This window comes from Marichromatium bheemlicum, from assembly GCF_012276755.1.
Taxonomy (GTDB): Bacteria; Pseudomonadota; Gammaproteobacteria; order Chromatiales; family Chromatiaceae; genus Marichromatium; species Marichromatium bheemlicum.
Window position 1 is genome coordinate 47,337 of sequence record NZ_JAAXKX010000012.1, and the last position, 26,930, is coordinate 74,266.

A 26,930-nucleotide genomic window follows, 5' to 3' on the forward strand; every position below is an offset into this window, starting at 1 on the left:
GCTTTGTGCTCGCGCCATCCCTGACTCGGATCCTCATCGCCCGCCTGGGGCGCTGAGGGCCGCCATCTCCCTGATGCTGATGCCTGACGCCAACGACTCCCCATCGGGTCCACTCCGGATCCCCGGACCGAGGCCGACCTTAGCGGTGAGGCCACGGTACTCACGAAAATGGGTGATGTCTCGCCGATCCTGGTGGATCGAACGCATTGTTTAAGCAATTCGTGGGCCAGGTATCTATGGCCTAGGATGATTCACGCAGGGTGTTTCTGGATTTTCGAATATTATTTTTTTCTTTCAGTGGGTTGCGGGGCGTGTGCGAGATAGATCCAGAGGTTAGGGTGGCGCGCTATCCGGTGTCGCGGCACGGTCGTACTCGGGGCGGGGTGTGGATGGGTGGAAATCCACCCATTTGATGTGTCGGCGGGCGGCGGATATCCGCCGATCCGTGCTCATTCCTTGTAGTCGTCCTTGTCGAGTCCGTGCTTCTGCATCTTGTCGTAGAGCGTCTTGCGGGGGATGCCGAGGGTGGTCATGGTGTCCTTGATGCTGCCCTTGCTTGAGGCCAGCGCCTGCACGATCAGGCTGCGCTCGAAGCACTCGACCTGGGCCGGCAGGGTCTGGGGCAGGCCGCTGTCGGGGTCACCGGCGAACAGGGTCTCGAGCGACCAGTCGTACTGCTCGCCGATCAGGACATAGCGCTCGGTGAGGTTGCGCAGCTCACGCACGTTGCCCGGCCAGTCGTGACCGAGCAGGCGACTGATCTGGTCCTGCTCGGGGAAGGGGGCGTCGCGCTGGAAGCGGTCCTGGGCAACGAGCAGGAAGTGATGGAACAGCAGCGGGATGTCCTCGCGGCGCTCGCGCAGTGGTGGGATGTGCAGGGTGAGGACGTTGAGCCGGTAGTAGAGGTCCTCGCGGAAGTCGCCGGCGGTGGCCGCCTCGCGCAGATCGATCTTGGTCGCCGCCACCACGCGGAAGTCGAGCGGGATGAGCTGATTGGAACCGAGCCGCTCGATGGTGCGCTCCTGGAGTACGCGCAGCAGCTGTACCTGGGCCGGGGCGGGCATGCTCTCGATCTCGTCGAGGAACAGGGTGCCCTCGTGGGCGTGCTCGAACTTGCCGATGCGTCGTGCCTTGGCGCCGGTGAAGGCCCCGGCCTCGTGACCGAACAGCTCGCTCTCGATCATGCTCTCGGGGACCGCGCCGCAGTTGACCGGCACGAAGTTGCGGTCGCGGCGGTTGCTGTGTTCGTGCAGCGAGCGCGCCACCAGCTCCTTGCCGGTGCCGGTCTCGCCGAGGATCAGCACGTCGGCGCCGGTATCGGCGATCTGCGAGATGGTCGCACGCAGCCGGCGCATCGCCGGACTGTGCCCGATGATGCGTGGTCCGAGCGCGGTATTGGCCATCAGTTCGATACGCAGGTTGCGGTTCTCCATCACCAGGGCGCGCTTGTCGAGGGCGCGCTGCACGGTATCGAGCAGGCGTTCGGCCGGATAGGGCTTCTCGATGAAGTCATAGGCCCCGGCGCGCATGGCGCTGACCGCGGTGCTGATATCGCCGTGGCCGGTGATCAGGATCACCGGCAGGTCGGGGTCGATGGCATGGGCCCGGGAGAGCAGCTCGAGTCCGTCGATGCCGGGCAGACGGATATCGGTGATTAGCACCCCCGGCCAGTCGCGGCTGAGCAACGGCAGGGCCCGCTCGGCGCGGTCGAACACCTGGGCGTTGAGCCCGGCGAGTTCCAGGGTCTGGCGGTTGGCGGCGCAGATGTGTTGCTCGTCGTCGACGAAGATGACTTGGGGGGATTGACTCATTCGGGGGTCTCCGCAGCCGGCAGGCGTAGCTCGAAACAGGCGCCCTCGGGTGCGGGCTTGGCGACCAGCGCGCCACCCATCTCGGTGGTGATGCGCGAGGAGATCGCCAGCCCCAGCCCGAGTCCGTCGCCTGCGGCCTTGGTGGTGAAGAAGGGTTCGAAGATCACGGCTAGATCCGATTCGGGGATACCGGGCCCGGTGTCACGGACCCAGGTCACGACGGTGTCGCCCTCGCGGCGGGCGTCGATCTCGATACGGCGCTGCTCGGCCTCGGCGATCGCCTGACAGGCGTTGCCGAGCAGATTGACGATGACCTGTTGGAGCAGCACGTCGTTGGCGCGTACCTGCAGGTGTTCGGGGACGTGCGCGACCAGCTCGCCGTGGCAGCGAGCCAGCATCGGCGTGATGATCCGTGTGGCCCCCTCGATCACCGCCGCCAGCGGCAGAGGCGTCAGCTCGCCCGAGGTCTTGCGCGCGAACAGCTTGAACTGGGAGCCGATCTTGGCCATGCGCTCGGTGAGCGCGAGGATCTGCCCGAGGTTGGCCTCGACCTCGGGGTGGCGGCCCTTGGCGAGCAGCAGGCGGCCGTTGTCGGCATAGGTGCGGATCGCCGCTAGCGGTTGGTTAAGCTCGTGGTTGATGCTCGCCGACATCTGCCCGAGGGTGGCGAGCTTGGCCGACTGGATCAGTGCCTGCTGGGTTTCGCGCAGCGCCTGCTCGGCGCGCAGTCGTTCGTCGACCTCGGCGCGTAGCCGGCGGTTGGTGCGGGTGAGTTCTGCGGTGCGGGTGGCCACCCGGGCCTCGAGTTCGAGGTTGATGCGCTCGAGGGTGGCGCGGGCGCGCTCGGTGAGCGCGGCATGGGCGCGGCGGCTACGCTGGCGCTGGAGCAGCAGCGCGACGCCGAGCGCGGTGACTGCGAGCAGCGCGCCGGCGAGCGCGGTCAGCTTGAGGCTGTCGCGCATCACCGCGCCGGTGTCGGAGAGCACATGCACCTGCCAGCCGGCGTGCTGCATGGCGCGAGACTGCAGTAGATAGGACGGTGGTTCGGGCCAGGGCGCGGGGGGGCCGAGTCGGACCAGGGCACCATCGACCGTGGTCTTGCGTACCGAGAGTTCGAGTGGTTCGAGCGTGGCGTCGAGATAACGGTTGCTGGCGCGGATGCGGTGCCTGACCTCGGGGTCGAGCGGGTGCAGGGTGTGGAAGCGTTGTGCAGGTTCGGTGGAGATGAAGATCACCCCGTCGGGGTCGGTGACGAGGAAGATGTGCCCGGACTTGGCCCAGCGACGTTCGGCCTCGGTGACATCGATCTTGACCACCACGGCGCCGAGGATCTCGCGGCCCTCGCGCACTGGATAGGCGAAGTAGTAACCGCGGCGCTTGGAGGTAGTGCCGAGGGCGAAGTAGCGTCCAAGCTCGCCTTCCATGGCGTCGTGGAAGTAAGGGCGGAAGCTGAAGTCGCGACCGACGAAGGGGCGTTCGGCGTTCCAGTTACTCGCGGCGATGGTCAGACCCTCGGCATCCATCAGATAGGTATCAGTGGCATCACTGATGCGGTTGACCGTTTCCAGATAGTGGTTGAGGGCGACGATGCTCTCACGCCCGCCCGGCGCACGCAGGAACTCGGTCAGCCGTGGGTTGGTGGCCAACAGTTCGGGGAGCGGCTCGTACTTGGCCAGGAGCCCCTGGAGGTGGACCACATAGAGATCGAGATCGGTGCGCGCCTGCTCGGCCAGTCGCGCGACTCCGTCGTGATAGGCCCAGCGCGCCAATCCCCAGAGCCCGGCGCAGACGAGCGCGAGCAGCACCAGCCAGGGTAGGTGGCGGGTGAGACGAGCGGGTTGCGGGGGGGCGTGGTCTGCGATCAAGCGCGTCGTCCGGCCTGGGGCCGGGCGCGCCGTCCCGCATGAGGGCGGGCGGCGCCTCGGGCCCCGAGGCGCCGGGGTGGCGGGATCAGGCCGGTCCGGGAACGGCGATGCTGGCACTACCGGCATAGCCGGCGGCACCGGTCCAGTAGCCGTCACACAACCCGGCCGGGGCATACTCGCGCAGTCTGGCCAGGCCCTCGGTCTGGCTCATGGCGCCCCGCAGACAGGCGTCGAATACCGCGATGATCTCGGCGGTGTGATGCGACTGCGGGCTGATGCGCAGCAGGTCGACGCCGAGCGCGGTGACCTCGTCGAGGGCGCCGAGCAGGGTGTGGGTGCTGGCCGACTGGGTCTGGATCCCGTTGAGGGTGAGGAAGGGCTGGCCTTCCTGGGTATCGATGGTGAGCCCGTCGGGGTAGTCGATGCAGCAGAACTGGCAGTCGTCCTTGGCCAGGTCGCGGTTGTAGGCGGTGAAGCAGCGCGCCGAATAGGCCAGTGGCAGTCGGCCGAAGGCGAACAGCTCGCACTCGACACCCTCGGGGCGGGTCTCGATCAGGGCGCGGGCGGTGTCGCGGCCGAGTTCGACCGGCAGCACCCAGCGCTTGAGTCCGTGGCGGGCGAGGAAGGCGAGGGTGCGGTCGTTGTAGAGGTTGATCGAGTGCCCGGCGACGAAGGGGTGGCCGTCGAGGTATTCCAGGGCACCGAGGTCGTTGGCCTCGACCAGGAAGCGACGATCGGAACAAAGCCGCTTGAGGGTCTTGAGTTCGCCGTCGGATTCGATCAGCGCCAGGGTCGAGATCACCGGCTCCTTACCGGCGGCGGCGACGCGTTCGGCCAGCTCCCAGTAGTCTTCGGGACGTAGCAGACGGCGCTTGGAGCAGATGGTTTCGCCGAGGTAGATGGTCGTGACCGGGGTCTCGAGCATTGCGGCGTAGAAATCCATCACCTGTTCGCGCGGCCAGTGATAGAGCAGGGGGCCGAGCGAGAGTCGGGGGCGCTGATTGGGCGTGTGCTGGGCTTGCATGGTATCTGGTGTCAGTGGAGCTGTAGGGATGGAGTGGCCCAGGGGCTGGCGTCTTGCGCCGTCCCCCGGGTCATCCGCGCTGGCCAGACGGCCGGGGCCGCGCGCCCTGCCCCGGTGTGGGCGGCGGGGCGTGCGGCTGGTCCCGATCATCGTTAGTGCCACTGGCGATGGTAGGGGCCGAGCGTGGTCTGGGTCCCCTCGGAGACCTGGGCCAGGGCCTCGCGCCAACTGTCACGTGGGCGAAAGCCCTGGGGGTCGCGTTGGCAGGTATCGATCGCCTCGCGCCACACCCGGGTGACCTGGGTGACGTAGCGGGTGCTGCGCTGGCGTCCCTCGATCTTGATCGCGCTCACCCCGGAGGCGAGGATCTCAGGGAGGATGTCCATGGTGTTGAGGCTGGTCGGCTCCTCGATGGCATAGCGCAATTTGCCCTCGACCTGGTAGCGCCCCTTGCAGATGGTCGGGTAGCCGGCCGGTTCGCCATGACCACGGCGTTCGAGCAGCACCCCGCCGAGGCGGGTGTCCTGACCGGTGGCGGTATCGATCCACTCGACATGGGTCGCCGGCGAGCAGGCCCCGAAGGTGTTGGGCGACTGGCCAGTGGCATAGGAGGAGAGCAGACAACGGCCCTCGACCATCACGCACAGGCTGCCGAAACCGAAGATCTCGACCGGTACGTCGCAGTGCTCGATGAGCTGTCCGACCTGAGCGAGCGAAAGCACGCGCGGCACCACCACGCGCTTGATGCCGAATTGGCGGTGCATGAAGTTGATCGCTGCCGGGTTGGTCGCCGAGCCCTGTACCGAGAGGTGGAGGTTGAGCTGCGGGTGCGTGTTTGCGGCATAGTCGAGCACGCCCATGTCGGCGGCAATCATAGCGTCGACGCCGAGGTCGGCGGCGCGGTCGACCGCCGCGCTCCAACGCTCCCAGCCATTGGGCTGGGCATAGGTGTTGATCGCGACGAAGACCTTGACGTTATGCGCGTGGGCGTAGCGCAGACCCTCGCGGATCTGTTTGTCGCCGAAGTTCAGGCCGGCGAAGTGACGGGCATTGGTATCGTCGCGAAAACCGATGTAGACGGCATTGGCGCCGTTGTCGACGGCGGCCTTCAGCGCCGGTAGGTTGCCGGCGGGACAGACGAGTTCCATGATGGATGGTCTCCAGCGAGTCAAGCAGTACTTGCAAGTTTGCGACAGGACGAGGGCATGATCAGGTCGCCCTGGCGGGTGCCGCGTCGATACAGCTCGCCCTCGATGCCGTTGAGCACGGCCCATTTCTGGCTACACCAGTCGGGGGCGAGCAGGATGTCGCGCGAGGCGGTGCCGGTGACCCGGTGGAAGGTCACCTCGGGCGGGGTGCGCTCGATGATGTCGGCGCAGGTGGTCACATAGTCCTCCAGCGCCAGGGGATGATAGTCGCCACGGCGCCAGTCGATCGCCAGGCGGGTGTGACGGACGACGTGGAGTGCGTGCAGCTTGAGTCCCTCGACGCCAAGCTCGACGACCCGTTCGAGGCTTGCGAGGGCGTGTTCGCGGCCCTCGCCGGGGAGCCCGACGATGAGGTGTGTGCACACCGGGATGCCGCGGCGGTGCGCGGCCTGCACCGCGCGCTGGTAGTCGGCGAAGGTGTGGCCGCGGTTGACGCGCTCGAGGGTACGGTCATTGGCCGACTGCAATCCGAGTTCGAGCCAGATCTCCTTGCCGCGATTGCGGTAGCGGGCGAGCAGGTCGAGGACCGGATCGGGGACGCAGTCGGGCCGGGTGCCGATCGACATGCCGATTACGTCGGGGTGGACGAGGGCGCTGTCATAGCGCTCGCGCAGCGCATCGATCGGGTCATAGGTGTTGGTGTAGGCCTGAAAATAGGCCATGAAGCGGCGCGCCCCGGTGCGTTTGGCAAGCACCGCGCGGCCGGACTCGATCTGAGCGGCGATCGAGGGGGCCTCCTTGGCGTTGGGGCTGAAGGAGACGTTGTTGCAGAAGGTGCAGCCACCACGACCCTTGGTGCCGTCGCGGTTGGGGCAGGTGAAGCCCGCGTTGAGGGCGAGCTTGTGCACCCGCTGACCATAGCGGTTCAGCAGATACTGTCCAAAGGTATTGACGCGATCGCTGAGGATGCGCTGTTGGGCATGAGGCGGGGGCATCCGAGTAAAGCTAACTGTGCTCGATGAATAACCGTTTGATCCAGATCAATGAATTGGCAATCCAGGGTCTGGGGCGAGGGCCGATGGGGATGGCCAGGAGATGGGGTGCGGGCTGAACCCTGACAACTCAGGGGCATGTTCGGGTCAGCTTTGCAGTACCATTTTGGGAGTAGTGCAAGCAAACCCACTTCAAGAACTGGAACTTCATGATAGCCGAATCCCAGCCCCGCATCCGCGAGATCCCCTACAACTACACCTCGTATTCCGACCGCGAAATCGTCATCCGGTTTCTCGGTGAGCCCATGTGGCGTCTGATCGAGTCGCTGCGGGGAAGTCGACGGACCGGACGCTCGGCACGGATGCTGTTCGAGGTCTTGGGCGATATGTGGGTGGTCTCGCGTAATCCCTACCTGCAGGAAGACCTGCTCGAGAACCTCGACCGGCGCCAGCTGTTGCTGCAGGGGATGCGCCACCGACTCGACCAGTTCGAGCAGCGTCTCAACCACAACCAGCGTGCCGCCGAGCTACTGGCCGCTGCGCGTGGCGCGGTCGCGCGGCTCGAGGACTGGTTCGTGCAGGAGCAGGCGCAGCGCGAGCGGTTGCGCAAGGCGCTTGCCGGTATCACCCACCCCGACAACCTCGACTTTGGTGGGCTGGCGCGGGTCTCGCACGCCACCGATGCCACCGATTGGCGCGTCGAGCTGCCCTTCGTGGTGATCTCCCCGGACAGCGAGACCGAGGTCGCCGCCATCGTGCGCGCCTGTATCGATTGCGGGCTGACGCTGATCCCGCGTGGTGGTGGTACCGGCTACACCGGTTCGGCGGTGCCGCTGCACCCGCACACGGCGGTGATCAATACCGAGAAACTCGAGTCGCTCTCGGGGGTCGAGCGGGTCGCGCTGCCCGGGGTCGAGGGCGAGGTGCCGACGGTGCGTTGCGGTGCCGGCGTGGTCACCCGCCGGGTCTCGGACCTGGCCGACAGCAACGGCCTGGCCTTTGCCGTCGACCCGACCTCGCAGGACGCCTCCTGCATTGGCGGCAACATCGCGATGAACGCCGGTGGCAAGAAGGCGGTGCTGTGGGGCACCGCACTCGACAACCTCGCCTCGTGGCGGATGGTCACCCCGGATGCGCAGTGGCTCGAGATCGAGCGGCTCGATCACAACCTTGGGCGTATCCACGATCAGGCGTTGGTGCGCTTCCGCCTCTCGCGCTACGACACCGACGGGCGCACCCCGGTTGGCGAGCCCGAGATCCTGGAGATGCCCGGTGCCTCGTTCCGCAAGGCCGGGCTCGGTAAGGACGTCACCGACAAATTCCTCTCCGGTCTCCCGGGGGTGCAGAAGGAGGGCTGTGACGGGCTGATCACCTCGGCGCGCTTCATCCTCCACCGCATGCCCGACCACGTACGCACGGTGTGCATGGAGTTCTTCGGCACCGATCTCGATCTTGCGGTACCGGCGATCGTCGAGATCAAGGACTACATCGAGTCCTTGCCCGAGGTGCTGGTCGCCGGGCTCGAGCACCTCGACGAGCGCTATGTGCGTGCCGTCGACTACAGCACCAAGGCCTCGCGTCGCGAGTTGCCGAAGATGGTGCTGATCGCCGATCTGGTCAGCGACGACGAGACCGCGCTCGATGCCGCTGCGGCGCGGGTGGTGGAGCTGGTGCAGGCGCGCGATGGCGAGGGCTTCATTGCCGTCAGCCCCGAGGCGCGCAAGCGCTTCTGGCTCGATCGTGCCCGCACTGCGGCGATCTCGCGCCACACCAACGCCTTCAAGATCAACGAGGACGTGGTCATCCCGCTCGACCGGCTCTCCGACTACAGTCGGGGCATCGAGCGCATCAATATCGAGCAGTCGATCCACAACAAGGACGCGATCATGGCGGCCGTGCTCGAGTACCTCAACAGTGGTCTGGAGGAGGCGCGCCGCGCCGGTGACTACGAGGTCTCGGAGGAGGATGTCGCCATCCTCGCGGCCAAGCGCGATGCCGCGCGCGAGGTGCTGGAGACGGCGCGGGCGCGCTGGCGCGCGATCCTCGAACACCTCGACGACTCGGCCGCCGCGCATCTCGAGTGGCTCCACGAGAAGGAGCGCGCGCGAGTGCGTGAGGGCGATACCCTGCTGGCGATGATGCTGCGTCGCGACCTGCGCCAGTCCTATGTCCGCGAGGTCGCCTCACGGCTCAACGAGATCTTCTCCGGCAAGGATCTGGAACGGGTGCGTACCCGCCTAGTCGAGATCCATCGGCGGTTGCGCGACTCGCGGCTGTTCGTGGCGCTGCACATGCACGCCGGTGACGGTAACGTCCACTCCAACATCCCGGTGCACTCCTCGGACTACGTCATGCTCCAGGAGGCCGACGAGGTGGTGGCGCGGATCATGGCCCTTGCCGCCGAACTCGGTGGAGTGATCTCGGGTGAGCACGGTATCGGTCTGACCAAGCTGCAGTATCTGGAGCCCGAGAAGCTCGCCGCCTTCGTCGCCTACAAGGAACAGGTCGATCCGCAGCAGCGCTTCAACCGTGGCAAGCTGATGCCCGGGGCCGGGCTCGAGGGTGCCTACACCCCCTCGTTGCGCCTGGTGCAACAGGAGGCGATCATCCTCGAGGAGACCGAGCTCGGCGCCCTCAACGACGACGTCAAGAACTGCCTGCGTTGTGGCAAGTGCAAGCCCAAGTGCATGACCCATGTGCCGCGCGCCAACCTGCTCTACTCGCCGCGCAACAAGATTCTCGCCACCGGGTTGATCATCGAGGCCTTCCTCTACGAGGAGCAGACCCGGCGCGGGTTGTCATTGCGTCACTTCGATGCGATGAACGATGTCGCCGATCACTGCACCGTGTGTCACAAGTGCCTTGCCCCCTGTCCGGTGAACATCGACTTCGGTGACGTCACCATGCGGTTGCGTCGCATCCTGGTGGCGCGCAAGCGCAATCGCTTCTCGCCCGGGGCCTGGGCGGCGATGCGCTTTCTCAACGTCACCGATCCACGGGCCGTACGACTGCTGCGCACCGCGCTGGCGCGCTGGGGCTTTGCCGGCCTCAACCTCGGGCACCGGGTGGCGCGGGTGCTCGGGCTGACCCGCGCCCCCACCCGTCATCCGGGGATCACCACCGGCAAGCCGAAGGCCGTGGGTCAGGTGGTCGAGTTGGTGGCGCGACCGATCCGGGTGGAACTGCCGAAGCAGACCTTCCGCCAGGCGCTCGGGCTCGAGGACAAGACCCAGATCCCGATCCTGCGTGACCCCAAGATCGCTCCCGAGGACGCCGAGGCGGTGTTCTACTTCCCCGGCTGTGGTTCGGAGCGGCTGTTCTCCGACATCGGTCTGGCGACCCTGGCGATGCTCTGGCGCGGTGGCGCTCAGACCATCCTGCCGCCAGGGTATCTGTGCTGTGGCTATCCGCAACGCGCCGCTGGCCAGGAGGCACGCGGTCAACGCATCACCATGGAGAACCGGGTGCTGTTCCATCGGGTGGCCAATACCCTCAACTACATGGATATCCGTACCGTGGTGGTCTCCTGCGGGACCTGTATGGATCAGCTGCTCAAGTACGAGTTCGAGCGGATCTTCCCGGGCTGCCGGCTGCTCGATATCCACGAGTGGCTGATGGAGAAGGGGATGAGCCTGCAGGGCGTCGACGGGGTCAAGTATCTCTACCACGACCCCTGCCACACCCCGATGAAGACCCATGCGCCACTCAAGGTCGCCTCGAGTCTGATCGGCGATCCGGTGACCCTTTCCGACCGTTGCTGTGGTGAGGCCGGGACGCTGGGTTCGCAGCGTCCTGACATCGCCAACCAGGTGCGTTTCCGCAAGCGTGAGGAACTCGAGGCCGGGATCCGTGCGCTCACCGGAGCCCCCCGTGTCGAGCACGGCGAGGCCAAACTGCTGACCGCCTGCCCGGCCTGTCAGCAGGGGCTGGCGAAGTATCGTGACGAGACCGGTCTCGAGACCGATTACATCGTCGTCGAGATGGCGCGTCGTCTGATCGGCGAGGACTGGCAGCAACGCTTCATCGAGCAGGCCCGCGCCGGCGGCGTCGAGCGCGTACTGCTCTGATCCAGCGGCTATGCCCGGCCGCCAGCCGCCAGTCAGTGTGGTGGGTTGGTGCGCGGCGGCGGGGCGCCGATGAGCCGGCGACTGGCTGCTGGAGGCCGCCTTGGGTGCGGATCAGCCTCTAACGGTCAGCCTCCGGTCGACAGTGGAGGCGCTCGGCGCTCGTGGCCGGCGGGTGACAGCCAGGATGCCCCTTGCCGTCCAATCCCGCCGGTCGCCGGTCGCCGGTCGCCGGTCGCCGGTCGCCGGTCGCCGGTCGCCGGTCGCCGGTCGCTGTCCCCTTTGCGCCCTTCGCGCCTTTGCGGTTCAATCTTTCTGGCCGCTGGCCGCTGGCCGCTGGCCGCTGGCCGCTGGCCGCTGGCCGCTGGCCGCTGGCCGCTGGCCGCTGGCCGCTGGCCGCTGGCCGCTGGCCGCGCAATCTTGAAAGCGTGCGCGAGCGCCGTGTAGCATCGCCCGATACCTCTAGTGTCTGAAGCGGTTGAATTTACTCATGTCGAAGCACAACACCGGGTCGACCCTCGAGTCCAATCAGGCCGCTGGCACCCGGCTCGAGCTGCTGTTGTTCCAGCTCGAACACCAGCAGCTGTTCGGGATCAACGTCTTCAAGGTCAAGGAGGTGATCCCTTACCAGCCGCTAACGCGACCGGCTGGCGCCCATCCGCTGATCAAGGGGATGGCGACGCTGCGCGGGATCACCATGCCGATCATCGATCTGTCGCAGGCAGTCGGCGGTCCGGCGATGGCCGAGCCGGAGCGGGGCTATATCATCATCACCGAGTACAATCGCTCGGTGCACGGCTTCCTGATCCGACGCGTCGAGCGTATCGTCAACACCCAGTGGGATCAGGTCCAGCAGTTGCCCTCGCACCTGGGCAAGAACGTCTATGTCACTGCGGTGACCCTGATCCAGGAGCAGTTGGTCGAGATCCTCGATGTCGAAAAGGTGCTCGATCAGGTGGTCCATGTCAGTACCGACGTCTCCCAGGACCTGAGCCGGCGGATTCACGCCGAGAACCGTCGTGTGTTGGTCGTTGACGACTCGGCGGTGGCGCGCCATCAGATCCAGCGCGCGCTCGAGCAGCTCGGTATCGAGTGCACCCTGCTCACCGACGGTAAGCATGCGATCGACCTGATCCGCCAGATGCAACAAGAGGGTATCGATGTCGCCGAGCATTTCAGCATGGTCGTCTCCGACATCGAGATGCCGGAGATGGACGGCTATCAGCTCACCACCGAGATCCGCAAGGATCCGCGCCTCGCGGAGCTCTATATCCTGCTGCACTCCTCGATCAGCGGGGAGTTCAACGTCGACATGGTGAAGCGCACCGGGGCGAACAAGTTCATCCAGAAGTACAGTCCGGACGACCTGGCCGAGGCGGTGCTCGATCGGCTCGGTCATGGCGCCGTGTCCTGAGGTGTGATCAGGGCCCAGGGGTGTGCTGGGCTCGAAGGGTCGGGGCCGAGTGCTCGCGGGTGCTCGCCCCCTGCATGAGAGAGGGTCCCTTTCAACCATTGAGGAGGCGCTATGCTGGTCGATGACGAACGTCGTAGATTCTTGAGACTGACCGCAGATACCGAGGCCAACGTCAAGCGTCTGAACGACAGCGAGATGCTCTCGGTGCGGATGATCGATCTCAGCCCATCAGGGTGTGCGCTGGTCTGTGATGCCCCCTTCGCCCCGGGTGATCAGCTCGAGGTGGGCATCAGCAGCCCCAGCGAGCGGATTGCCCCCTTGGTCTGTAATGGCCGTGTGGTGCGTGTCGATCGCAACGGCGACCATCATGTCGTCGGTATCGAGTTCACTGCCGACGCCAGTTAACCCGCCCCTTATAGGTCTGGGTCGGTGCCTTCGGGCCCGGCTCGGACCGCTTTCCACGACAATCACCGATGGCGCTCGACCCCGATTGCTTGAGCCGGTTGCGGCTGAACCAGGACCCCTTCGACGAGCGCGCCGGCGAGGCCTTCCTTTACACCGATCTACTGCTCGATCAGCTGCTCGAGTCGGCCGCCGAGGCGGTGCAGGCCCCCGGTGCGGTGCTGGTGCTGAGTGGGCCGGCGGGGAGCGGGCGTACCCTGCAATTGATGCGCCTGCTCGGCATCCTGCCGGGGCGCTTCGAGTTGATGGCCTTCAGGGCGCGCCCCGGGACCTCTCTGGAGATGCTCGAGGCGACCATTCGCGCCCAACTCGGTGCCGACGCTCGCGTGCTGCGCTCGCTCGAGCAGCTGCTCGCGCAGCTGCTACGAACTGGCGCCGACCTCTGTATTGCGATCGACGATGCTCATCACCTCGGACTGGATCTGGTTCACGCCCTGTTGCGGCTGCGCTATGCCTTGCTCGAACAGACCGGTGACGCGCCGCGCCTGGTGTTGGCCGGAGATCCGACCCTGACGCGCATGCCGCTGCAGCTCGAGGCCGATGATCCGGGACGGATCACCCGTCTCGGCCTGCGTCCGCTCAACCGCGAGCAGGTGTGCGCCTATCTGTGCCATCGGCTCGAGGCCGCCGGGTTGGTCAATCCCCTCGGGTTGTTGGGTGATGATGACATCGAGTCACTGCATGCCCGCAGTCAGGGGTGTCCCAAGGCGCTCAACCGGCTTGCCTGCGAATGGTTGAGCGCACGCTGTCGTGATGCCGAGGGCCGTGCGCTCGAGGCCGGGGCGGAGACGACGAGCCGCGCCCCGGCGGCGGCTGAACTGACCCCTGAGGAGCTGATCGCAGAGCGCATCCGAGCGCTGTCGGCGAGTCTCGACGAGGAGCATCGCCCCCCGTCGACCAAGACTGCGGGAGGTCGTGCCGCGAGCGATGGGGCCGCAGCGAGGGCGAGCAGCGACGGCGAGATCGCGGCGCGCTCGTCGGGGCGGGGGCTGTTCGAGTGGCTGCGACGTTTCGGGCGTACGCCGTCGTTGCCGCGCTCAAGCAAGGCCAAGCGCCGCGTCGCGCCGCCCCCGTCGACGCCGATCTGGAACCGGCGTTGGTTCGTGCCGGCGATCGCCGGAGGTGCCGCGCTGGCAATCCTGTTGCCGGTGGTCTTTCAGCTGCAGGGGCAGGATCCACGCCCGCAGCCGTCCTCGAGCCCACGTGATCGTGCCCGTCTGCTGCTCGACTCGGCCGAGGTGGCACCTCCTCCGCGTCCCTCGCTGACCCAGGCACCCGGCGACCTGAGTCGCCCCGAGCCGCCGCTGGTCCGAGCTCCGGCGCCGCGGCCGCCACCGCGCGAGCCGATACCGGCTGCTCGGCAATCGCCGCCAGCCCCCGAGGCGAGGGAGTCGCCACCACCGTTGGTATCCGAGACGCACTCGGAGCCGCCACCTAAGCCGCCGCAACCACGGCGACCGGACCTGAACGCCGATCGCGCCTGGTTGGTGGGGCAGAACCCTAACCGCTACACCATCCAGCTGATCGCTGTCAGCAGCCTGGATGCCGCGCTCGACTACGTAATCCGCAACGGCCTTGAGGGCGTGCGTTTCTTGCCGATTCGCTCGCGTGACCGTGACTTCGTGGTGGTGCTTGCCGGCGCCTTCTCCACTCGCGCTGAGGCCGAGCAGGTCTACCGCGCCCTGCCGGAGGCGGTACGTGCCGATCGGCCTTGGATTCGTGCGGTCGGTTCGGTGCAGGGGTCACTACGATGAGCAAGGCGTATTGCTGGTCGCTGGGTGTAGTGTTGTTTGTGCTGTCGGTGGCGTCCGTGGCAGCACTCGATCCCTGCTCGGCGGGTATGGCGAGGGCAGCGGGTGGGGAGGCGCGGTTCTATCGCGACAGCAGCGGCGCTCATCGGTTGCGGGGGCGGATCGGTCGCACAGCGGTGACCTTCGAGCTGGCGCCCGCGGTCGACACCCTGGTGCTCGGAGAGCGTGAAGCGGCCCGACTCGGGCTGCGCGCTCAGCGCGGGGGGGTGGTGCGCTATCGGGATTCCAGCGGGATTCGGGTGGCGCATAGCCTGGTGCTCGATAGCGTCCAGGTCGGCGACATCGTGCGCGAACGGGTGCGCGCGGTGGTCGTGTCCGGTGAGGATGCGGGGGTGGTCTTGCTCGGACAGAGCTTTCTGCGTGGGCTCGCGCGCTGTCGCGACGCCGGAGCGGTGGTGCTGTATCAGGCGCGGCGTCGATGACGGTGCGCCGATGCGTTGCTATACGCCGAGCGACCTGGGTCGCAGTGTCGGGCCGAATCGATACGGTTTCGTCGCTCAGCAGCTAGACTGAGAATCAGTCGATGTCCGGTGAGCGCCTATGGAGATCCATGCCGGGCTCGGTATGTCGCTTCGTCCGTATCAATCGCCTGGCACCGAATCCGCTGGTGCCGACGCCGCGCACCAGGAAGGAACGGCATCCTCTGCCGGGCGAGAGACCCAGACCGAGGCACATGCCCAGTCCTCAGAACAGCCCCATACCCCTGATGAGCTGCGTCTGATCGAGCAGCTGCGCCAGCGTGATCGCGAGGTCCGCGCGCACGAGCAGGCGCATGTCGCAGCAGGCGGACGCTATGTCACCAGTGGCCCTAGCTACGACTACCAGACGGGGCCTGATGGACGCCAGTACGCAATCGGTGGCGAGGTACAGATCGATACCTCCGAGGAGCGTGACCCAGCGGCCACGCTCGAGAAGGCCGAGGCCTTGCAGCGTGCTGCCCTGGCGCCCGCCGAGCCCTCAGGACAGGACCTGCGGGTGGCGGCACAGGCGCGGGCGATGCAGATCGAGGCCCAGCGCGAGTTGCGCGCACTCGAGCAGGCCGATCAGCAGCTGCGCCAGCTCGATGGAGAGCAGACGGCGTCGCGGGCACGTCAGCAAGGGCAGGAGGTCGACACCGGTGCGGCGGCACCGACTGCACAGGCGCGGCTCGAGCGCCGGATCGCCGGGTTGTTCGCGCCGGCGGTGAGCGGTGAGCGGCTCAATCAGTTCGCCTGAATGTGCAACACCATCGTCACTGCGGGTGCGGTGACGATGGTGAGATGCCGTGTTGGGGAAGGGCCCCGCACCTCTCGAGGTGCGCGGTGTCGGGAGGTCATGCGGTAACGTTGATGTTGCGTCCGACGTTCTCCGGGAGCCCGCGGGTGCTGGAGGGTTCCTGAGGTGCCTGTTGTGGTGTCAGGGTGTTGTCGACCTGCCCGGCAGCCTGTTGCCCCTGGGTATCGAGCGCCTGGTTGAGCGACGCTGCTCCCGCATCGTTTGCACTCTTGCTGCCTGCCATCGTGTTGGTCACGGTGGCGACGCCTGCCATCGATGAGATGTCCATGATCGAGTCCCGTGTTCTGTTGTGTTTGGTTGGCGATGTCGGTTTGGGCAACCGGGCGGTCCGTTGCGTCTGCGCCTGTCCGTCACCGCAAGCGACCGTCGCCGGATCCCCGGCTCTTCCACGGCCATTCCGCGACATCCTCTGTATGACTCGGAGGCGAGCCTCGACGATCATTGCGGTCTACTTAAACTGTAGACCAAGGCGTCTATCCTTGAAGTCGGATAGCGCACAGTCTAGCCGAGGCAGGGGGCCGTGGCTCAGCTTATCGGGTGAGGGCGGGAGGTTGTAGACTCAAGTTCGAGGGATGTCGGTCGTTATCGATGGGGAAGGTGATGCAGACGTTTCTGTATGGGCGCTGTATCAGGTCCCGACGACCACCATCCTGGAGTCGAAGATGCTCGAGCAAGGCCCTCTCTGTGCTCATCCTGTCATGGCGACATCCGCTGCGATGCCGCCACTGCCGCAGTCGTTGATGAGCGGTTTTCGTCCCGCCTTTCGTGATATGCGCAGTGGAGAGGTTCGGTTGTGTCGTACCCTGGAGGGTGCTCTCGCTGAGGCGCACACGCTCGATCATTTACCGCAGGAGTGGGTGCTCGAGTGTGATGGCGGTGGACGTCCCTTGCAGTTGCGCCCGGAGATCCGGGCCGGGTTCCTGCGTGGGATCGATTTCTGGCGACTCGCGGATCTGTTACGGCCTGCGCTCGACGGCTGATCGTTCGGTGAGCCCTGGTCCCCGAGCGTCGCTGACGAGTGCCTGAGGCGCTCGGGGCAAGGGGGTAAGGATGGGTTCAGATAGGCGGCGTCATCCGCGCTTGCCGATGCAGGTCGAGGTCGATCTTTTCCGACCTGGGCACCCGGTGCGCCGGGTGTGGACCAACGACCTCAGCGGTGGTGGCGTGATGATCCTGATCGATGACGTCGATCGTCCTCCGGTCGGCACCTGGGTGCAGTTGCAGGTCGCCGGGACTCTGGGGAGTGGCGAGACGCCCCCCCTGGTCGAGGCGCAGGTCGTGCGCCACCTCGCCGATGGGGTGGCGCTCTCGTTTAGCGGACAGGATGAGGGTGCCGACTGAGATTCCCCTAAAGATCTCACCTTGGCAGCCGTTGTTGTCTCTGGGACGACATCTGCGGTCCGTTCTCGCTGTTGTGACAGACGGACTCGAGCGGGGCGTGCTCGGACTGGGGTCCGCACGCCGATCAGCGCGCGATCCCCCATGGATCCGTCTCGTTCGCGCGCGCATCGGGAGTCGATGTCATGCTTGCCACTCGCACCACCCTGTTCGCAACCGAGCCCTTTCCGATGCGACCAGCCCGGCCGCTGGCCGCCTCCACAACGGCCCCGCTGGGGATCTCCACCCCACCGGCCGATTTGGCCGCTCAGGTTGCCACCCAGGTCAATGCCGACCACGATCTGCAGATCCTGCGTAAGTCGTTCGATCTCACCACTGTTGACCACGCCCCAGCCGACGATCCTCCCAGAGCGATCGATGCGCGGGCGATGCACGGCAAGGGGCGGGTGATGAATGCCCAGGTCAGACTGGCCCAGGAGCAGATCCAGCGCCGTCTGACCGAACTCGAACTCTCTTGGCAGAGCAGTAGTGCGCTGCATATCGACCCCCTACCTCGACTCGATTTTGCTCAATGGCAGGGGTTCAGCATGAGCCTGCAGGTCGACGCCACCGGAGGTGTCATGGTACGCGACCCCTTGGTACTTGATCTCTCGGGTGAGGGCATCCAGACCACCGGGATCGAGGCAGGGGTGAGCTTCGACCTCGACGCCGATGGTCAGGCCGAACAGGTCAGCTTCGCCACTGGCGGGACCTGGGCGCTGGCGCTCGATCGCAACGGTAACGGGCGCATCGATGACGGTCGCGAGCTGTTCGGCGATCAAAACGGTGCCGCCCATGGCTTTGCCGAGCTGGCGCGCTACGATGACAACGGCGACGGTCGCATCGATGCCAATGACGCGGTGTTCAGTTCCCTGCGCCTGCTGCAGATCGGTGCCGACGGGAGCCAGGTGCAGCGCACCCTGGCCGATGCCGCCGTACAGTCGCTGGAGACCGGCTATCAGCATACGCGCAAGGCACTCAACGCCTATGATGTCGTCGCCCAGACCGGTGAATTCGTCCGTGAGGACGGCTCGCGGGGTGAACTCGCCGACGTGCTGCTGGGTTATCAGGCCAAGGCCTGAGGATACCGCTGTCGGCATGCGACACCGTTGACGCGCAGGGATGCTAGACGCGGGTGCGATACTGCTAGACTATGTGCGATCACCGCCTTGTCGACTGCAGGTTGCACTTCATGTCCCAGACGCTCGAGGTCCTCTCGTTGCTTGCCGAGATGGACATCACCAAGGATCTTCCCGAGGCCGCGCGCAAGGATCTTGCCGCGCAGTGTGGCTTTGGTGAGGTCCAGGCCAAGCAACGTATCCGACTGACCGATTCCGGGGGGCAGCGGCTGTTTCTGGTCGATGGGCATTTGGTGCGCCTGGCCGCTGGGGGCGGTGAGCGTTTCCAGAGTTTTCGCGGTCTGAGCGATCCGATCGAGGTCTTCGACGGGGTGACCCGGGGTGAGGCCATGATCGTGACCGAGAGCCCCTGCCTGCTCCTGAAGATCCCTTCGGCGGCCCTGGAGGCGGCGCTCGAGGCCGGTCTCGAGGTCAGCGACATCGAACTCGATGCCACCGAGGGGGAGTTCCTTGCCGAACTCTATGGTCTGATCTCCAACAACCAACTTGAGCTACCGGCCCGGCCCGAGGTTGCACTCAAGATCCAGGATCTTACCAACGACCCCGACTCCGGCATCGTCGAGTTGACCGAGGTCATCCAGAGCGATGGCACCATCGCCGGTGCCCTGTTGCACGCCACCAACAGCCCGCTGTTTCGGGCGACCAAGCAGATCCAGTCGGTGCGTGATGCGGTACTGCGGCTGGGGTTCCGCAACACTCGCATGCTCACCACCAACCTGGCGTTGCGTCAGGCGTTCAAGGCCCGTCACACGGTGACCCGCGAGGCGATGCAGCAGGTCTGGGCCGATGGGGTGCTGTGCTCGGCTTACAGTTATCTGCTGGCCGAGACGCTCGGGTTGTTGCATCGCGAACGCGCGCTGCTCGCAGGGCTGGTTGCCGGTATCGGGGCGGTGCCCATCATCCAGTTCGTCGAGGTCCGTGATCCCGACCCCAGCCCTGAACTCATCGTCTCCCTGGTCGACAAACTCAGTGGCATCACCGGGGTGTTGGTGATCAACTATTGGGGGCTGGGTGAGGATCTGGTGGCGGTGGCCGAGCACTCGCACGATTGGTCTTACACCGCGCCCGAGCCCGATTATGCGAGCATCGCTATCGTCGCCCGCTGGGCGGCATTGCAGAGCGAGGGCAGGCCACACCCGGAGGCGACTCAGGTGCCCGCCTTCGCCACCTTGGGGGTGACCCCACCCGCGCCCGGCGAGCCCATCGGCGAACTGGCCTCGAGCACGGAGACGCTGGAGTCGCTGAAGATGATGTTCGATGTCTGATCCATTCCGCAGGCGCGCTTGTCCCGGCTTGCTGTCCGGCTGCGTTTGCGATCCCGAGGCCGTCTCTGTGATCCGGCACTCGGGGCGACACTGGAGGATTGGCGCGTGTCCGCGATGACCATCGATAGCCTGGTAAAGAACACAGGGCGGCTGCTGGCCATCCCCCGGGTGGTGGGCGAGGTGATGAAGCTGCTCGACGATGCCGACAGCCCGCAGCGCGAGATCGCTGCTCGGCTGGAGCAGGACCCGGGGCTGGTGGCGATCCTGCTGCGGCTGGCCAACAGCCCGGCGTTCGCCCCGGCGCGCACGGTCGATTCGGTCGAGCGCGCCTTGGCGTTGCTCGGGCGCGAACACGTGCGGCGGCTGGTGATCGCCGGGGCGGTGACCCAGGCATCGGATCGGCTGCCGGTGCAGAACCTGTTGCCGCTAGAGGTCTTCTGGCACCACTCTGCCTACTGTGCGGTGATCGCGCGGCTGCTGGCGGAGGATCGTTCACGGGCCCTGGCCGGTACCGTGTTCCTCGGTGGGTTGCTCCATGACCTCGGCCAGCTAGTGCTGTTTTCCGAGGTGCCAGAGGAGGCCCATCGTGCCTTCCTCAGCAGTCTCGACGCCCCTAACGAAACCTCGCCACAGGCCGCTGAGCAGGCCGAACTCGGCTTCGACCATGCCGAACTCGGTGGCGCCCTGGCCGAGTGCTGGGGGCTACCCGAGTCGCTGTGCGCCTGTCTGCGCTATCATCACGCCCCCCTGGAGGCGCCCGCCGAGCACTTCGAGGCGGTTGCCATCGTCCATATCGCCAATACCGGCGCGCATCTCGCTGAACTCGACTCGCGCGATTGGAATGATGCCCCGCCGGTCGTCGTCGCAGTCTGGGAGCGGCTTGGCATCACCCCGGAGCGTTTGTTGGCGGTGATCGACGAGGCCCAGTACCAGGTCAGCGCGGTCGAGGCATTGCGCGATCCCGGCAGCTGATCCGACTCAGGGGCTCGCGGCGACATCGAGCCCGGTCGGGGCCAGCAGCCGGTCCTCGAAGTTGGTCAGCACACTGAACTCGACCCGACGCGAGGCGATCGGGTCCTCGTGTCCGGTGGCGTCGAGCACCAGCCGTGACGAGGACAGTCCCACCGCGGCCACCCGATACCTGAACCACTGCTCGTGACGCAGCGCCTCGAGCCCGTAGGCGAAGCGCAGCACCGCGCGGGTGCGCTCCTGACTGAGTTCCATGTTGGCGAAATAGGCCTCCAGCGGGCTGCTGCCCGGCGCCCACTCGCTGGAGGTGTGGCCCTCGATGCGGATCTCGCGGATCACCGCGCTGAAGGGGCGCAGCCGCGCGACATAGCGTGGTAGGAAATCGCTGAGGATGGCCTCAAATTCCGGCTTGATCCGTGCCGAGTTAAGGTCAAAGAGCACGTCTGGTTCGCGAAAGCGCAGTGTCAGGGTGTCGCGTTCGAGTTCGGCATGCCAGCGCGGCAGGTCGTCGATGAACTCGTCTTCGAGTGCGAGATAGATCGCCTGGCGCAGTTCCGCGGCGGTGGTGCGTACCTCGGTCTCGACCTCGTGGGCACGCTCGATCTGCACCATGTGTAGGAGAGCGAGGAAGAGGAAGATCATCATCAGCGAGGCCATCAGGTCGGAGACCACCAGCCAGTGGCTGTCTCCCTCGTGCTGCCGGCGCCGCCCCGGGAGTCGTTGCGACACCGTACTCATGCCCTTGCCTCCGCGGTCAGGGCCGCACCGCGCGTGGGCGTGGCCTGGGCGATGCGCCGTTGTGCCTCGAGCGCCGAGAGCACCGCGTTCTCGATGTTCTCGAGCATCGCCTTGAGTCGCGAGTCCATTGCCGGGAAGGCCTCCTTGGCGCGGTCACGCAACTCGGCGATACCGCTGAGTAGCGCCTCGAGTTCCATGGTCTCGCGCCTCAACCCGGCCATGGTCGTCTCCTGGTCCTCGACATGACGCGAGATCTGCATTGCCTGGTGGGTGAGGGCCTCGAGCGCGGTCTGTGACTGGCCGACGGCGCCGACGGCGTGGTCGAGCTGATCGCCGAGCACCTGCATGTGCTGGCGATACTGCTCCTGCCATTGCAGCAGCTTGCCCACCGAGTCGTCGAGTCGGCGGAAGTTCTCGCCGAACTGCACCCCGAGCTTGTCATTGAAGTCGCGGATCGCGCCCTCGAGGGCCTCGATGAGCTGGCGTGAGCCCATCTCGCCGAGCCGGCGGGCGAAGTCATCGAGCTGGCCGAGCAGCTGAGCGTGGTGGGACTCGAGGGTCTGGATCAGGTCGGTGTCGAGCCGTTCCAGCCGCTGCTCGAGGGCGCGGGTGGCGGCGAGTTGAGCGCGCGCGCCCTCGGTCTGGTGCTCGCCGAGTGCGATCAGTCGCTCGAGCGCCGCCAGCTGTGCCTGCCCGGCATTGGCGCCGGTCTCGGTCGGTTGGGTCGTCTCCGCGTTGTCGGTCCCGAGCAAGAGGACCAGGCGCAGGATGGCGCCGAAGAGGATGCCGATGATACTGGTGACGAAGGCGAGCTTGAGCCCGTCGAGCAGCACCGGGATGCTGTACTCGATGTCGCGCACATCGAACTCCAGCAATCCGATGGCGATGCCGAGAAAGGTCCCGAGGATCCCCAGGGTGGTCAGCAGCGTGGGTGCGCCACGATAGAATTCCTCGCCCCGCCCCCGGCCGATCGCCGCCAGCGCCGCACCGAAGAGGGCGAGCAGCAGCAGGGTGAAGGCACCGATCACCGCCATCGCGTTGAGCTGGTGAAGGGCGGAGAGTACGCCGAGTGCGATCGATTCGAGCATGGTTGGGTGTCCGTCGGTTAGCGGGTTCGGGCCATTGGGCCAGGGTCTGGAGACTGTGAAGCACGAAATGCGCCATTCGCACTGGGTCGGGTCAGGCCTGGGGGCGGGGCAGAGCGTCAAGAAGGTGGCGTTTTGGTGGGGGTAACGCGACCGGGTGTCGCGATGACGACGCCGCTGCTTACTCGGTGCCGATCTCGAGGGTCTCGTTCTCGAAGGCGGCTTCGGCTGCATCCAGGCTCATCACCACGATACTGATACGACGGTTGACCGGGGCCTTGGGGTCGTCGGGCTCGAGCGGGGCGCTTGAGCCCAGGCCGACGATGCGTCCGACCTGCGACTCGGCCATGCCGCCGTCGATCAACGCTCGCCGCGCGGCGTTGGCACGATCGCTCGACAGCTCCCAGTTGGTGTAGTCGGGGCTGGTATAGGGACGGGCATCGGTGTGGCCGGTGATGGCGGTGGGGTTGGGTACCGTCTCGATCATGGCGCCGATCTCGCCGAGGATGGCGGCGGCGTGCGGGAGCAAGCGTGCGCTGCCGAGGTCGAACATCGGTCGGTTCTCGCGATCGATGATCTGGATGCGCAATCCCTCGGGGACTACGTCGACCAGCAACTGCTCTTGATAGGGGGCGAGAGCGGCGCTGTCGTCGATCGCCTCCTGCAGGCTGAGGCGCAGGGCCTCGAGCCGTGCGGCGTCGAGCTGGCGGGCCAGGGCCTGGAGTTGGGCCGGGGTCATGCCCTCGGGTTGGATCGCGAAACCGCCGCCGAAGTCGATGATCGACGGGGCGTTGCCGGTTCCCTCACCGGCCGGGACGGTGAGCACCGGGCTGCCGGGCTCGAACAGGGTCGGGTCCTGGAAGTAGCTGGCGATCGCTGCGCGTTGTGGGTCGTCGGTGGCATTGAGGATCCACAGGAGCAGGAAGAAGGCCATCATCGCGGTGGCGAAGTCGGCATAGGCGATCTTCCAGGCGCCACCGTGATGTCCCCCCTTGCGGATCACCTTGCGGACGATGATCGGTTGTCTCTTGGACTCGAGCGACATCCTCGCCTACCTCGCGCGTCCGCCACGGAGATGGCGTTCGAGTTCGGCGAAGCTCGGGCGCAGGCTGTCGTGCATCGACTTGCGTCCGAACTCGACGGCGATCTGGGGGCTGTAGCCCTGGACGTTAGCGAGAATGCAGGCCTTGATGCAGGTGAGAAACTGCAGCTCTTCCTCGGCGCGGTGCTCCATCGCGGTAGCGATCGGGCCGATGAACCCATAGGCGATCAAGACCCCGAGAAAGGTCCCGACGAGGGCTGCGGCGACTAGTGCGCCGATCTCTTCGAGCGCCCCGCCGAGAGCGCTCATGGTCTTCACGATGCCGAGGACCGCTGCGACGATGCCGAAGGCGGGCAGGGCATCGGCGCTACGCTGCACCGCGTGTGCCGCCGCGGTGCGTGATTCGTGATGGGCGCTGAGATCGACCTCCATCAACGCATCGAGTTCGAAGGGGTTCATGCCGCCGCTGACCACCAGGCGCATGTAGTCGGAGATGAACTCGAGCGCGTGAGGGTGCTGGAGGAGTCGAGGATGGGCGCGAAACAGGGGGCTGTGGCGCGGCTCCTCGATATCGGCCTCGACCCCCATCAGGCCGTCCTTGCGGATCTTGCCGAAGAGTTTGAACATCAGCGCCAGCAGGTCGAGATAGTCGGCCCGGGTATAACGCGGCCCGCGCAGAAGCTGTGGCAGGGCGGTTAGGGTCTCGACGATGGTCGTGCGTGGGTTGGCGATGATGAAGGCGCCGAGTGCCGCGCCACAGATGATCACGATCTCATAGGGCTGCCAGATCGCCAGCAGGTTGCCGCCGTGAGCAGCAAAGCCACCGAGTACGGCAGCGAGGGTGATCAGTGCGCCGAGTAGTAGCTTCATCGCCCCCCCCCTGTCTCGTCGGCTGCGGTGTGAGGCGGCTGCCGCAGTGGTGCGACTGGGCCGCTGGGGTTGTCGCCGGACTGGGTGCGGGCGAATAATTCGAGCCCTGGGTGGCGGGCGCAATGCGCCTTGCGGCAGGGGGCGAGCGGGGGGCTGATGCCACGATGAAGCAGGACTGGATAGGGCGATTGAGTGCTAGCGCGGACCCGGCTCGGCTGCCAGTGCTGGCGCACGCTCGGCAGCGGCTGGCGGCCCTGCTCGCCGCCGCCGAGCCTCCCTCGCGCCAGCACCTGGCGGCGGTCTTGCTGGACGATCCGGCGCTGGCGCTGCAGGTCCTGCAACGGGCCAATGCCGTTCCCCATCGCCATTTCCGCGCCGAGGTCACCACCCTCGAGGATGCCGTGCACATGCTCGGTACGAGCGAGATCGCGGCGCTCGTCGAGCGTGCCGTTGAGGCCGAGCGAACGCTGACCGGGGAGCGTCTTCGTGCCTATCGTCACGCTTCGGCACGGGCGGCGCTGGCCGGGGCCTTGGCCGCTGATTGGGCGGCTAGTGATCGCGACATGTTTCCCGCCGAGGTGGCCGCTGCGGCGCTTTTGCACAACCTCGGTGAGCTGTTCTTGCTCGCCGTCGGTGATCGGCGAATTGGGCGTTATCTGCAGCTCGTCTATCTCCATCACGTCTTGCCGCACGAGGCCGATTATGTCGCGCTCAGCGACAGTCTGGGAAGCCTGGGCCATCGTCTCGCCTGTCAGTGGTGTTTACCCGAGATGGTGCGCGAGACGATGCGCCCACACAATGCAACCTATCAGCGCGCGCTGGGGGTGATGCTCGCGACCCAGGTGGCGCGTGACGCCTGCTCGGGGTGGCAGCACCCTCTGCTGGGGCGGGACCTATGGTTGGCGAGCGAGCAACTGGGACTTTCCCCGGAGTCGCTGGCCACGCGCGTCAATCGGGTCATCATACAGGTACTCGGGCGCCTGCCGGTTCTTGCCGAGACCGCGCTGACAACGCTACCGTCGCCGGCGGCAGCGCCAGCGGTCTGGGGGCTGCGCGCGCCCTATCGGGCCCCCTTCTGTCTGGCCCCGCGTGCCGACGAGCTGGCGCTGTGTCGATGTCGGCTCGAACAGGCCGACGCCGAGGACGACTCGCACCTGATCGCGACCCTGTTGCGTGGGTTGCATCGTGGCCTCGGGCTCAATCGGGTCGCCTTCTTCGCCTGTGACCCCAGGGAGCAGCGGTTGCGTCCGCGGTTGTTCGTGGGCTCGGAGTTCGAGCCTGGTTTCAACCAAGGGGGCGGACAACAACGGGTGCAGGTGCTGCTGGAAGGGTTGCTCGAGGCGCCTGGTGTGGTTCGGGTCGGCGAGGGTGGTGCCTGGCCGTTGCCCGATGCGTTGGCCGAATGGCTCGGGGTCGGTGCCTTCCTGGTGATGCCGCTGCGTCGCCGGATGGTTACGCTGGGCCTGGTCTATGGGGATCGCCGTAGTGCGTGCTGCGCGCTCGATCGGCAGGTGGAGTCGGGGTTTGCGGCCATGGTCACGGCCACAGCGGCAGCCTTGGCACGGCAGTCGCTCGACCTCAGTCGAACTCATCGACCTCCCGGGCGTCCCAAGTCGCCTTGATCTCGAGGATGCGATCGAGTGATTCGTTGAAGCGCTCGATCAGCTCGGGGTCGAAATGATGCCCGGACTCGGCGTTGAGGGTCTCGACCACGCGCTCGACGGGCCAGGGTTCCTTGTAGGGACGGCGCATGCTCAACGCATCGAAGACATCGGCGACGGCGACGATGCGTGCCGACTGCGGGATTGCGGTGCCGGCGAGGCCGTCGGGGTAACCGCTGCCGTCCCAGCGCTCATGGTGGTGCAGCGCGATCTCGGCGGCGAGCTTGAAGATGCGGGCCTCGCTGCGAGCGAGGATGTCGTGCCCGATCTGGGCGTGGGTCTTCATCACCGCCCACTCGGTGGCATCGAGCTTGGCCGGTTTCTGCAGGATGGCGTCGGGGATACCCATCTTGCCGGTGTCGTGCATCGGGGCGGCAAGCTTCATCAGTGCCACCTCGTCCGGGGGCCAGCCGCAGGCCTCGGCGAGCAGGGTTGAGTAGTCGGCCATGCGCCAGATGTGGACGCCGGTATCATTGTCGCGGAAGTGTCCGGCACGTGCCAGCATGTCGATGGCGTCGCGCTGGCTGCGTTCGAGGTCGGTGGCGCGCACCAGTGAGAGGTGGGTGCGTACCCGCGCCTTGAGGACCAGCGGCGAGATCGGCTTAGTGATGAAGTCCACCCCGCCGGCCTCGAAGGCCTCGTTCTCATCGATTTCGTCGGAACGCGAGGTGATGAAGAGCACGGGGATCTGAGCCCCGGCAGGTGTGGCCTTGAGACGACGGCAGACCTCGTAGCCGTCCATGTCTGGCATCTGTACGTCGAGCAGCAGCATCGCCGGCTGGTGTTTGGCCACCGCCGCCAGTGCCTCCTGACCATTGCGTGCGAACGCTAGCCGATAGTCCTGGCCGAGAATCTCGTCGATCAGGCCAAGGTTGCTCGGCTCGTCGTCGACCACCAGCAGCTTGCCGTGTTGCATGC

23 protein-coding genes are annotated in these 26,930 nt (G+C 66.3%); 12 read left to right on the plus strand and 11 right to left on the minus strand.

Annotation, left to right across the window (positions count from 1 at the left end):
* Window positions 1-449 precede the first annotated feature (449 nt).
* The 5 genes from HF203_RS09630 to mnmL all read right to left on the minus strand — a co-directional run bounded on the left by HF203_RS09630 (window position 450) and on the right by mnmL (window position 6,843).
* Window positions 450-1,811, minus strand: coding sequence for a sigma-54-dependent transcriptional regulator (locus tag HF203_RS09630; RefSeq protein ID WP_168669080.1), 1,362 nt, complete (start codon window positions 1,809-1,811; stop codon window positions 450-452).
* A complete protein-coding gene (locus tag HF203_RS09635) occupies window positions 1,808-3,676 on the minus strand; it encodes a sensor histidine kinase (RefSeq protein WP_246221724.1) in 1,869 nt (622 codons plus the stop codon). Before HF203_RS09635 ends, HF203_RS09630 begins: the two co-directional genes overlap by 4 nt.
* Window positions 3,677-3,761: 85 nt before the next feature.
* Complete coding sequence (gene ubiV, locus HF203_RS09640; RefSeq protein ID WP_168669082.1) at window positions 3,762-4,700, minus strand: ubiquinone anaerobic biosynthesis protein UbiV; 939 nt, start codon at window positions 4,698-4,700, stop codon at window positions 3,762-3,764.
* A gap of 152 nt (window positions 4,701-4,852) precedes the next feature.
* Window positions 4,853-5,848, minus strand: a complete 996-nt coding sequence (ubiU, locus tag HF203_RS09645; RefSeq protein WP_168669084.1) for a ubiquinone anaerobic biosynthesis protein UbiU — start codon at window positions 5,846-5,848, stop codon at window positions 4,853-4,855.
* A gap of 20 nt (window positions 5,849-5,868) precedes the next feature.
* Window positions 5,869-6,843: a tRNA modification radical SAM protein MnmL/YtqA gene (gene mnmL, locus HF203_RS09650; RefSeq protein WP_168669086.1), complete on the minus strand. Its 975-nt coding sequence runs from the start codon at window positions 6,841-6,843 to the stop codon at window positions 5,869-5,871.
* Window positions 6,844-7,049: 206 nt separating this feature from the next.
* Here mnmL and HF203_RS09655 point away from each other — a divergent pair, with 206 nt between their 5' ends.
* From HF203_RS09655 to HF203_RS09680, 6 genes are all read left to right on the plus strand, one after another.
* Window positions 7,050-10,907 (plus strand): DUF3683 domain-containing protein, encoded by a 3,858-nt coding sequence (locus tag HF203_RS09655; protein WP_168669088.1) that lies wholly within the window; start codon window positions 7,050-7,052, stop codon window positions 10,905-10,907.
* Window positions 10,908-11,394: 487 nt separating this feature from the next.
* Entirely contained in the window at window positions 11,395-12,318 is a 924-nt protein-coding gene (locus HF203_RS09660; protein WP_168669090.1) for a chemotaxis protein CheV, read from the plus strand.
* A gap of 111 nt (window positions 12,319-12,429) precedes the next feature.
* Complete coding sequence (locus HF203_RS09665) at window positions 12,430-12,723, plus strand: PilZ domain-containing protein (RefSeq protein WP_281349814.1); 294 nt, start codon at window positions 12,430-12,432, stop codon at window positions 12,721-12,723.
* 68 nt (window positions 12,724-12,791) lie between these two features.
* Entirely contained in the window at window positions 12,792-14,534 is a 1,743-nt protein-coding gene (locus HF203_RS09670; RefSeq protein ID WP_168669094.1) for an AAA family ATPase, read from the plus strand.
* Entirely contained in the window at window positions 14,531-15,013 is a 483-nt protein-coding gene (locus HF203_RS09675) for a retropepsin-like aspartic protease family protein (RefSeq protein WP_168669096.1), read from the plus strand. The genes HF203_RS09670 and HF203_RS09675 overlap by 4 nt, the downstream gene beginning before the upstream one ends.
* A gap of 118 nt (window positions 15,014-15,131) precedes the next feature.
* Window positions 15,132-15,806: a putative metalloprotease CJM1_0395 family protein gene (locus tag HF203_RS09680; RefSeq protein WP_168669098.1), complete on the plus strand. Its 675-nt coding sequence runs from the start codon at window positions 15,132-15,134 to the stop codon at window positions 15,804-15,806.
* 97 nt (window positions 15,807-15,903) lie between these two features.
* On the opposite strand, the gene HF203_RS09685 is transcribed toward HF203_RS09680, so the two are convergent.
* Window positions 15,904-16,134 carry a putative motility protein gene (locus HF203_RS09685; RefSeq protein WP_168669100.1) on the minus strand — a complete coding sequence of 77 codons (231 nt, stop codon included), beginning with the start codon at window positions 16,132-16,134 and terminating at the stop codon, window positions 15,904-15,906.
* A 430-nt stretch (window positions 16,135-16,564) separates the two neighbouring features.
* On the opposite strand from HF203_RS09685, the gene HF203_RS09690 reads away from it, so the two are divergent.
* From HF203_RS09690 to HF203_RS09710, 5 genes are all read left to right on the plus strand, one after another.
* Window positions 16,565-16,846 (plus strand): hypothetical protein, encoded by a 282-nt coding sequence (locus HF203_RS09690; RefSeq protein WP_168669102.1) that lies wholly within the window; start codon window positions 16,565-16,567, stop codon window positions 16,844-16,846.
* A 70-nt stretch (window positions 16,847-16,916) separates the two neighbouring features.
* Window positions 16,917-17,207, plus strand: a complete 291-nt coding sequence (locus HF203_RS09695) for a PilZ domain-containing protein (protein ID WP_168669104.1) — start codon at window positions 16,917-16,919, stop codon at window positions 17,205-17,207.
* A 182-nt stretch (window positions 17,208-17,389) separates the two neighbouring features.
* Entirely contained in the window at window positions 17,390-18,325 is a 936-nt protein-coding gene (locus tag HF203_RS09700; RefSeq protein WP_168669106.1) for a hypothetical protein, read from the plus strand.
* Between the two features lie 110 nt (window positions 18,326-18,435).
* On the plus strand, window positions 18,436-19,647 hold the full coding sequence (locus HF203_RS09705; RefSeq protein WP_168669108.1) for an HDOD domain-containing protein: 1,212 nt from the start codon (window positions 18,436-18,438) through the stop codon (window positions 19,645-19,647).
* 114 nt (window positions 19,648-19,761) lie between these two features.
* Window positions 19,762-20,619, plus strand: a complete 858-nt coding sequence (locus HF203_RS09710; protein WP_168669200.1) for an HDOD domain-containing protein — start codon at window positions 19,762-19,764, stop codon at window positions 20,617-20,619.
* Between the two features lie 6 nt (window positions 20,620-20,625).
* Here HF203_RS09710 and HF203_RS09715 read toward each other — a convergent pair whose 3' ends face one another.
* The 4 genes from HF203_RS09715 to motA form a co-directional block, all read right to left on the minus strand.
* The gene (locus HF203_RS09715) at window positions 20,626-21,354 is read right to left on the minus strand and encodes an OmpA/MotB family protein (protein ID WP_168669110.1); all 729 of its coding nucleotides are present in this window, start codon (window positions 21,352-21,354) and stop codon (window positions 20,626-20,628) included.
* Window positions 21,351-22,442 carry a hypothetical protein gene (locus HF203_RS09720; protein ID WP_168669112.1) on the minus strand — a complete coding sequence of 364 codons (1,092 nt, stop codon included), beginning with the start codon at window positions 22,440-22,442 and terminating at the stop codon, window positions 21,351-21,353. Before HF203_RS09720 ends, HF203_RS09715 begins: the two co-directional genes overlap by 4 nt.
* 178 nt (window positions 22,443-22,620) lie before the next feature.
* Window positions 22,621-23,484, minus strand: coding sequence for a flagellar motor protein MotB (gene motB, locus HF203_RS09725; protein WP_168669114.1), 864 nt, complete (start codon window positions 23,482-23,484; stop codon window positions 22,621-22,623).
* 6 nt (window positions 23,485-23,490) lie between these two features.
* A complete protein-coding gene (gene motA / locus HF203_RS09730) occupies window positions 23,491-24,351 on the minus strand; it encodes a flagellar motor stator protein MotA (protein WP_168669116.1) in 861 nt (286 codons plus the stop codon).
* 188 nt (window positions 24,352-24,539) lie between these two features.
* On the opposite strand from motA, the gene HF203_RS09735 reads away from it, so the two are divergent.
* Window positions 24,540-25,973, plus strand: coding sequence for an HDOD domain-containing protein (locus tag HF203_RS09735; protein ID WP_168669118.1), 1,434 nt, complete (start codon window positions 24,540-24,542; stop codon window positions 25,971-25,973).
* Here the strand turns inward: HF203_RS09735 and HF203_RS09740 are convergent.
* The gene (locus HF203_RS09740) at window positions 25,930-26,928 is read right to left on the minus strand and encodes a response regulator (RefSeq protein ID WP_168669120.1); all 999 of its coding nucleotides are present in this window, start codon (window positions 26,926-26,928) and stop codon (window positions 25,930-25,932) included. The genes HF203_RS09735 and HF203_RS09740 overlap by 44 nt on opposite strands.
* Between the last annotated feature and the right edge of the window lie 2 nt (window positions 26,929-26,930).

Coding starts and splice junctions, on each gene's coding strand:
- HF203_RS09680 (WP_168669098.1), top strand. CDS start 15,132: ATGGAGATCCATGCCGGGCTCGGTATGTCGCTTCGTCCGTATCAATCG.
- mnmL (WP_168669086.1), bottom strand. CDS start 6,843: ATGCCCCCGCCTCATGCCCAACAGCGCATCCTCAGCGATCGCGTCAAT.
- HF203_RS09715 (WP_168669110.1), bottom strand. CDS start 21,354: ATGAGTACGGTGTCGCAACGACTCCCGGGGCGGCGCCGGCAGCACGAG.
- HF203_RS09670 (WP_168669094.1), top strand. CDS start 12,792: ATGGCGCTCGACCCCGATTGCTTGAGCCGGTTGCGGCTGAACCAGGAC.
- HF203_RS09675 (WP_168669096.1), top strand. CDS start 14,531: ATGAGCAAGGCGTATTGCTGGTCGCTGGGTGTAGTGTTGTTTGTGCTG.
- HF203_RS09740 (WP_168669120.1), bottom strand. CDS start 26,928: ATGCAACACGGCAAGCTGCTGGTGGTCGACGACGAGCCGAGCAACCTT.
- ubiV (WP_168669082.1), bottom strand. CDS start 4,700: ATGCAAGCCCAGCACACGCCCAATCAGCGCCCCCGACTCTCGCTCGGC.
- HF203_RS09705 (WP_168669108.1), top strand. CDS start 18,436: ATGTCCCAGACGCTCGAGGTCCTCTCGTTGCTTGCCGAGATGGACATC.
- HF203_RS09665 (WP_281349814.1), top strand. CDS start 12,430: ATGCTGGTCGATGACGAACGTCGTAGATTCTTGAGACTGACCGCAGAT.
- motA (WP_168669116.1), bottom strand. CDS start 24,351: ATGAAGCTACTACTCGGCGCACTGATCACCCTCGCTGCCGTACTCGGT.
- HF203_RS09690 (WP_168669102.1), top strand. CDS start 16,565: ATGGCGACATCCGCTGCGATGCCGCCACTGCCGCAGTCGTTGATGAGC.
- HF203_RS09695 (WP_168669104.1), top strand. CDS start 16,917: ATGGGTTCAGATAGGCGGCGTCATCCGCGCTTGCCGATGCAGGTCGAG.
- HF203_RS09710 (WP_168669200.1), top strand. CDS start 19,762: ATGACCATCGATAGCCTGGTAAAGAACACAGGGCGGCTGCTGGCCATC.
- HF203_RS09685 (WP_168669100.1), bottom strand. CDS start 16,134: ATGGACATCTCATCGATGGCAGGCGTCGCCACCGTGACCAACACGATG.
- ubiU (WP_168669084.1), bottom strand. CDS start 5,848: ATGGAACTCGTCTGTCCCGCCGGCAACCTACCGGCGCTGAAGGCCGCC.
- HF203_RS09655 (WP_168669088.1), top strand. CDS start 7,050: ATGATAGCCGAATCCCAGCCCCGCATCCGCGAGATCCCCTACAACTAC.
- HF203_RS09720 (WP_168669112.1), bottom strand. CDS start 22,442: ATGCTCGAATCGATCGCACTCGGCGTACTCTCCGCCCTTCACCAGCTC.
- HF203_RS09660 (WP_168669090.1), top strand. CDS start 11,395: ATGTCGAAGCACAACACCGGGTCGACCCTCGAGTCCAATCAGGCCGCT.
- motB (WP_168669114.1), bottom strand. CDS start 23,484: ATGTCGCTCGAGTCCAAGAGACAACCGATCATCGTCCGCAAGGTGATC.
- HF203_RS09700 (WP_168669106.1), top strand. CDS start 17,390: ATGCTTGCCACTCGCACCACCCTGTTCGCAACCGAGCCCTTTCCGATG.
- HF203_RS09630 (WP_168669080.1), bottom strand. CDS start 1,811: ATGAGTCAATCCCCCCAAGTCATCTTCGTCGACGACGAGCAACACATC.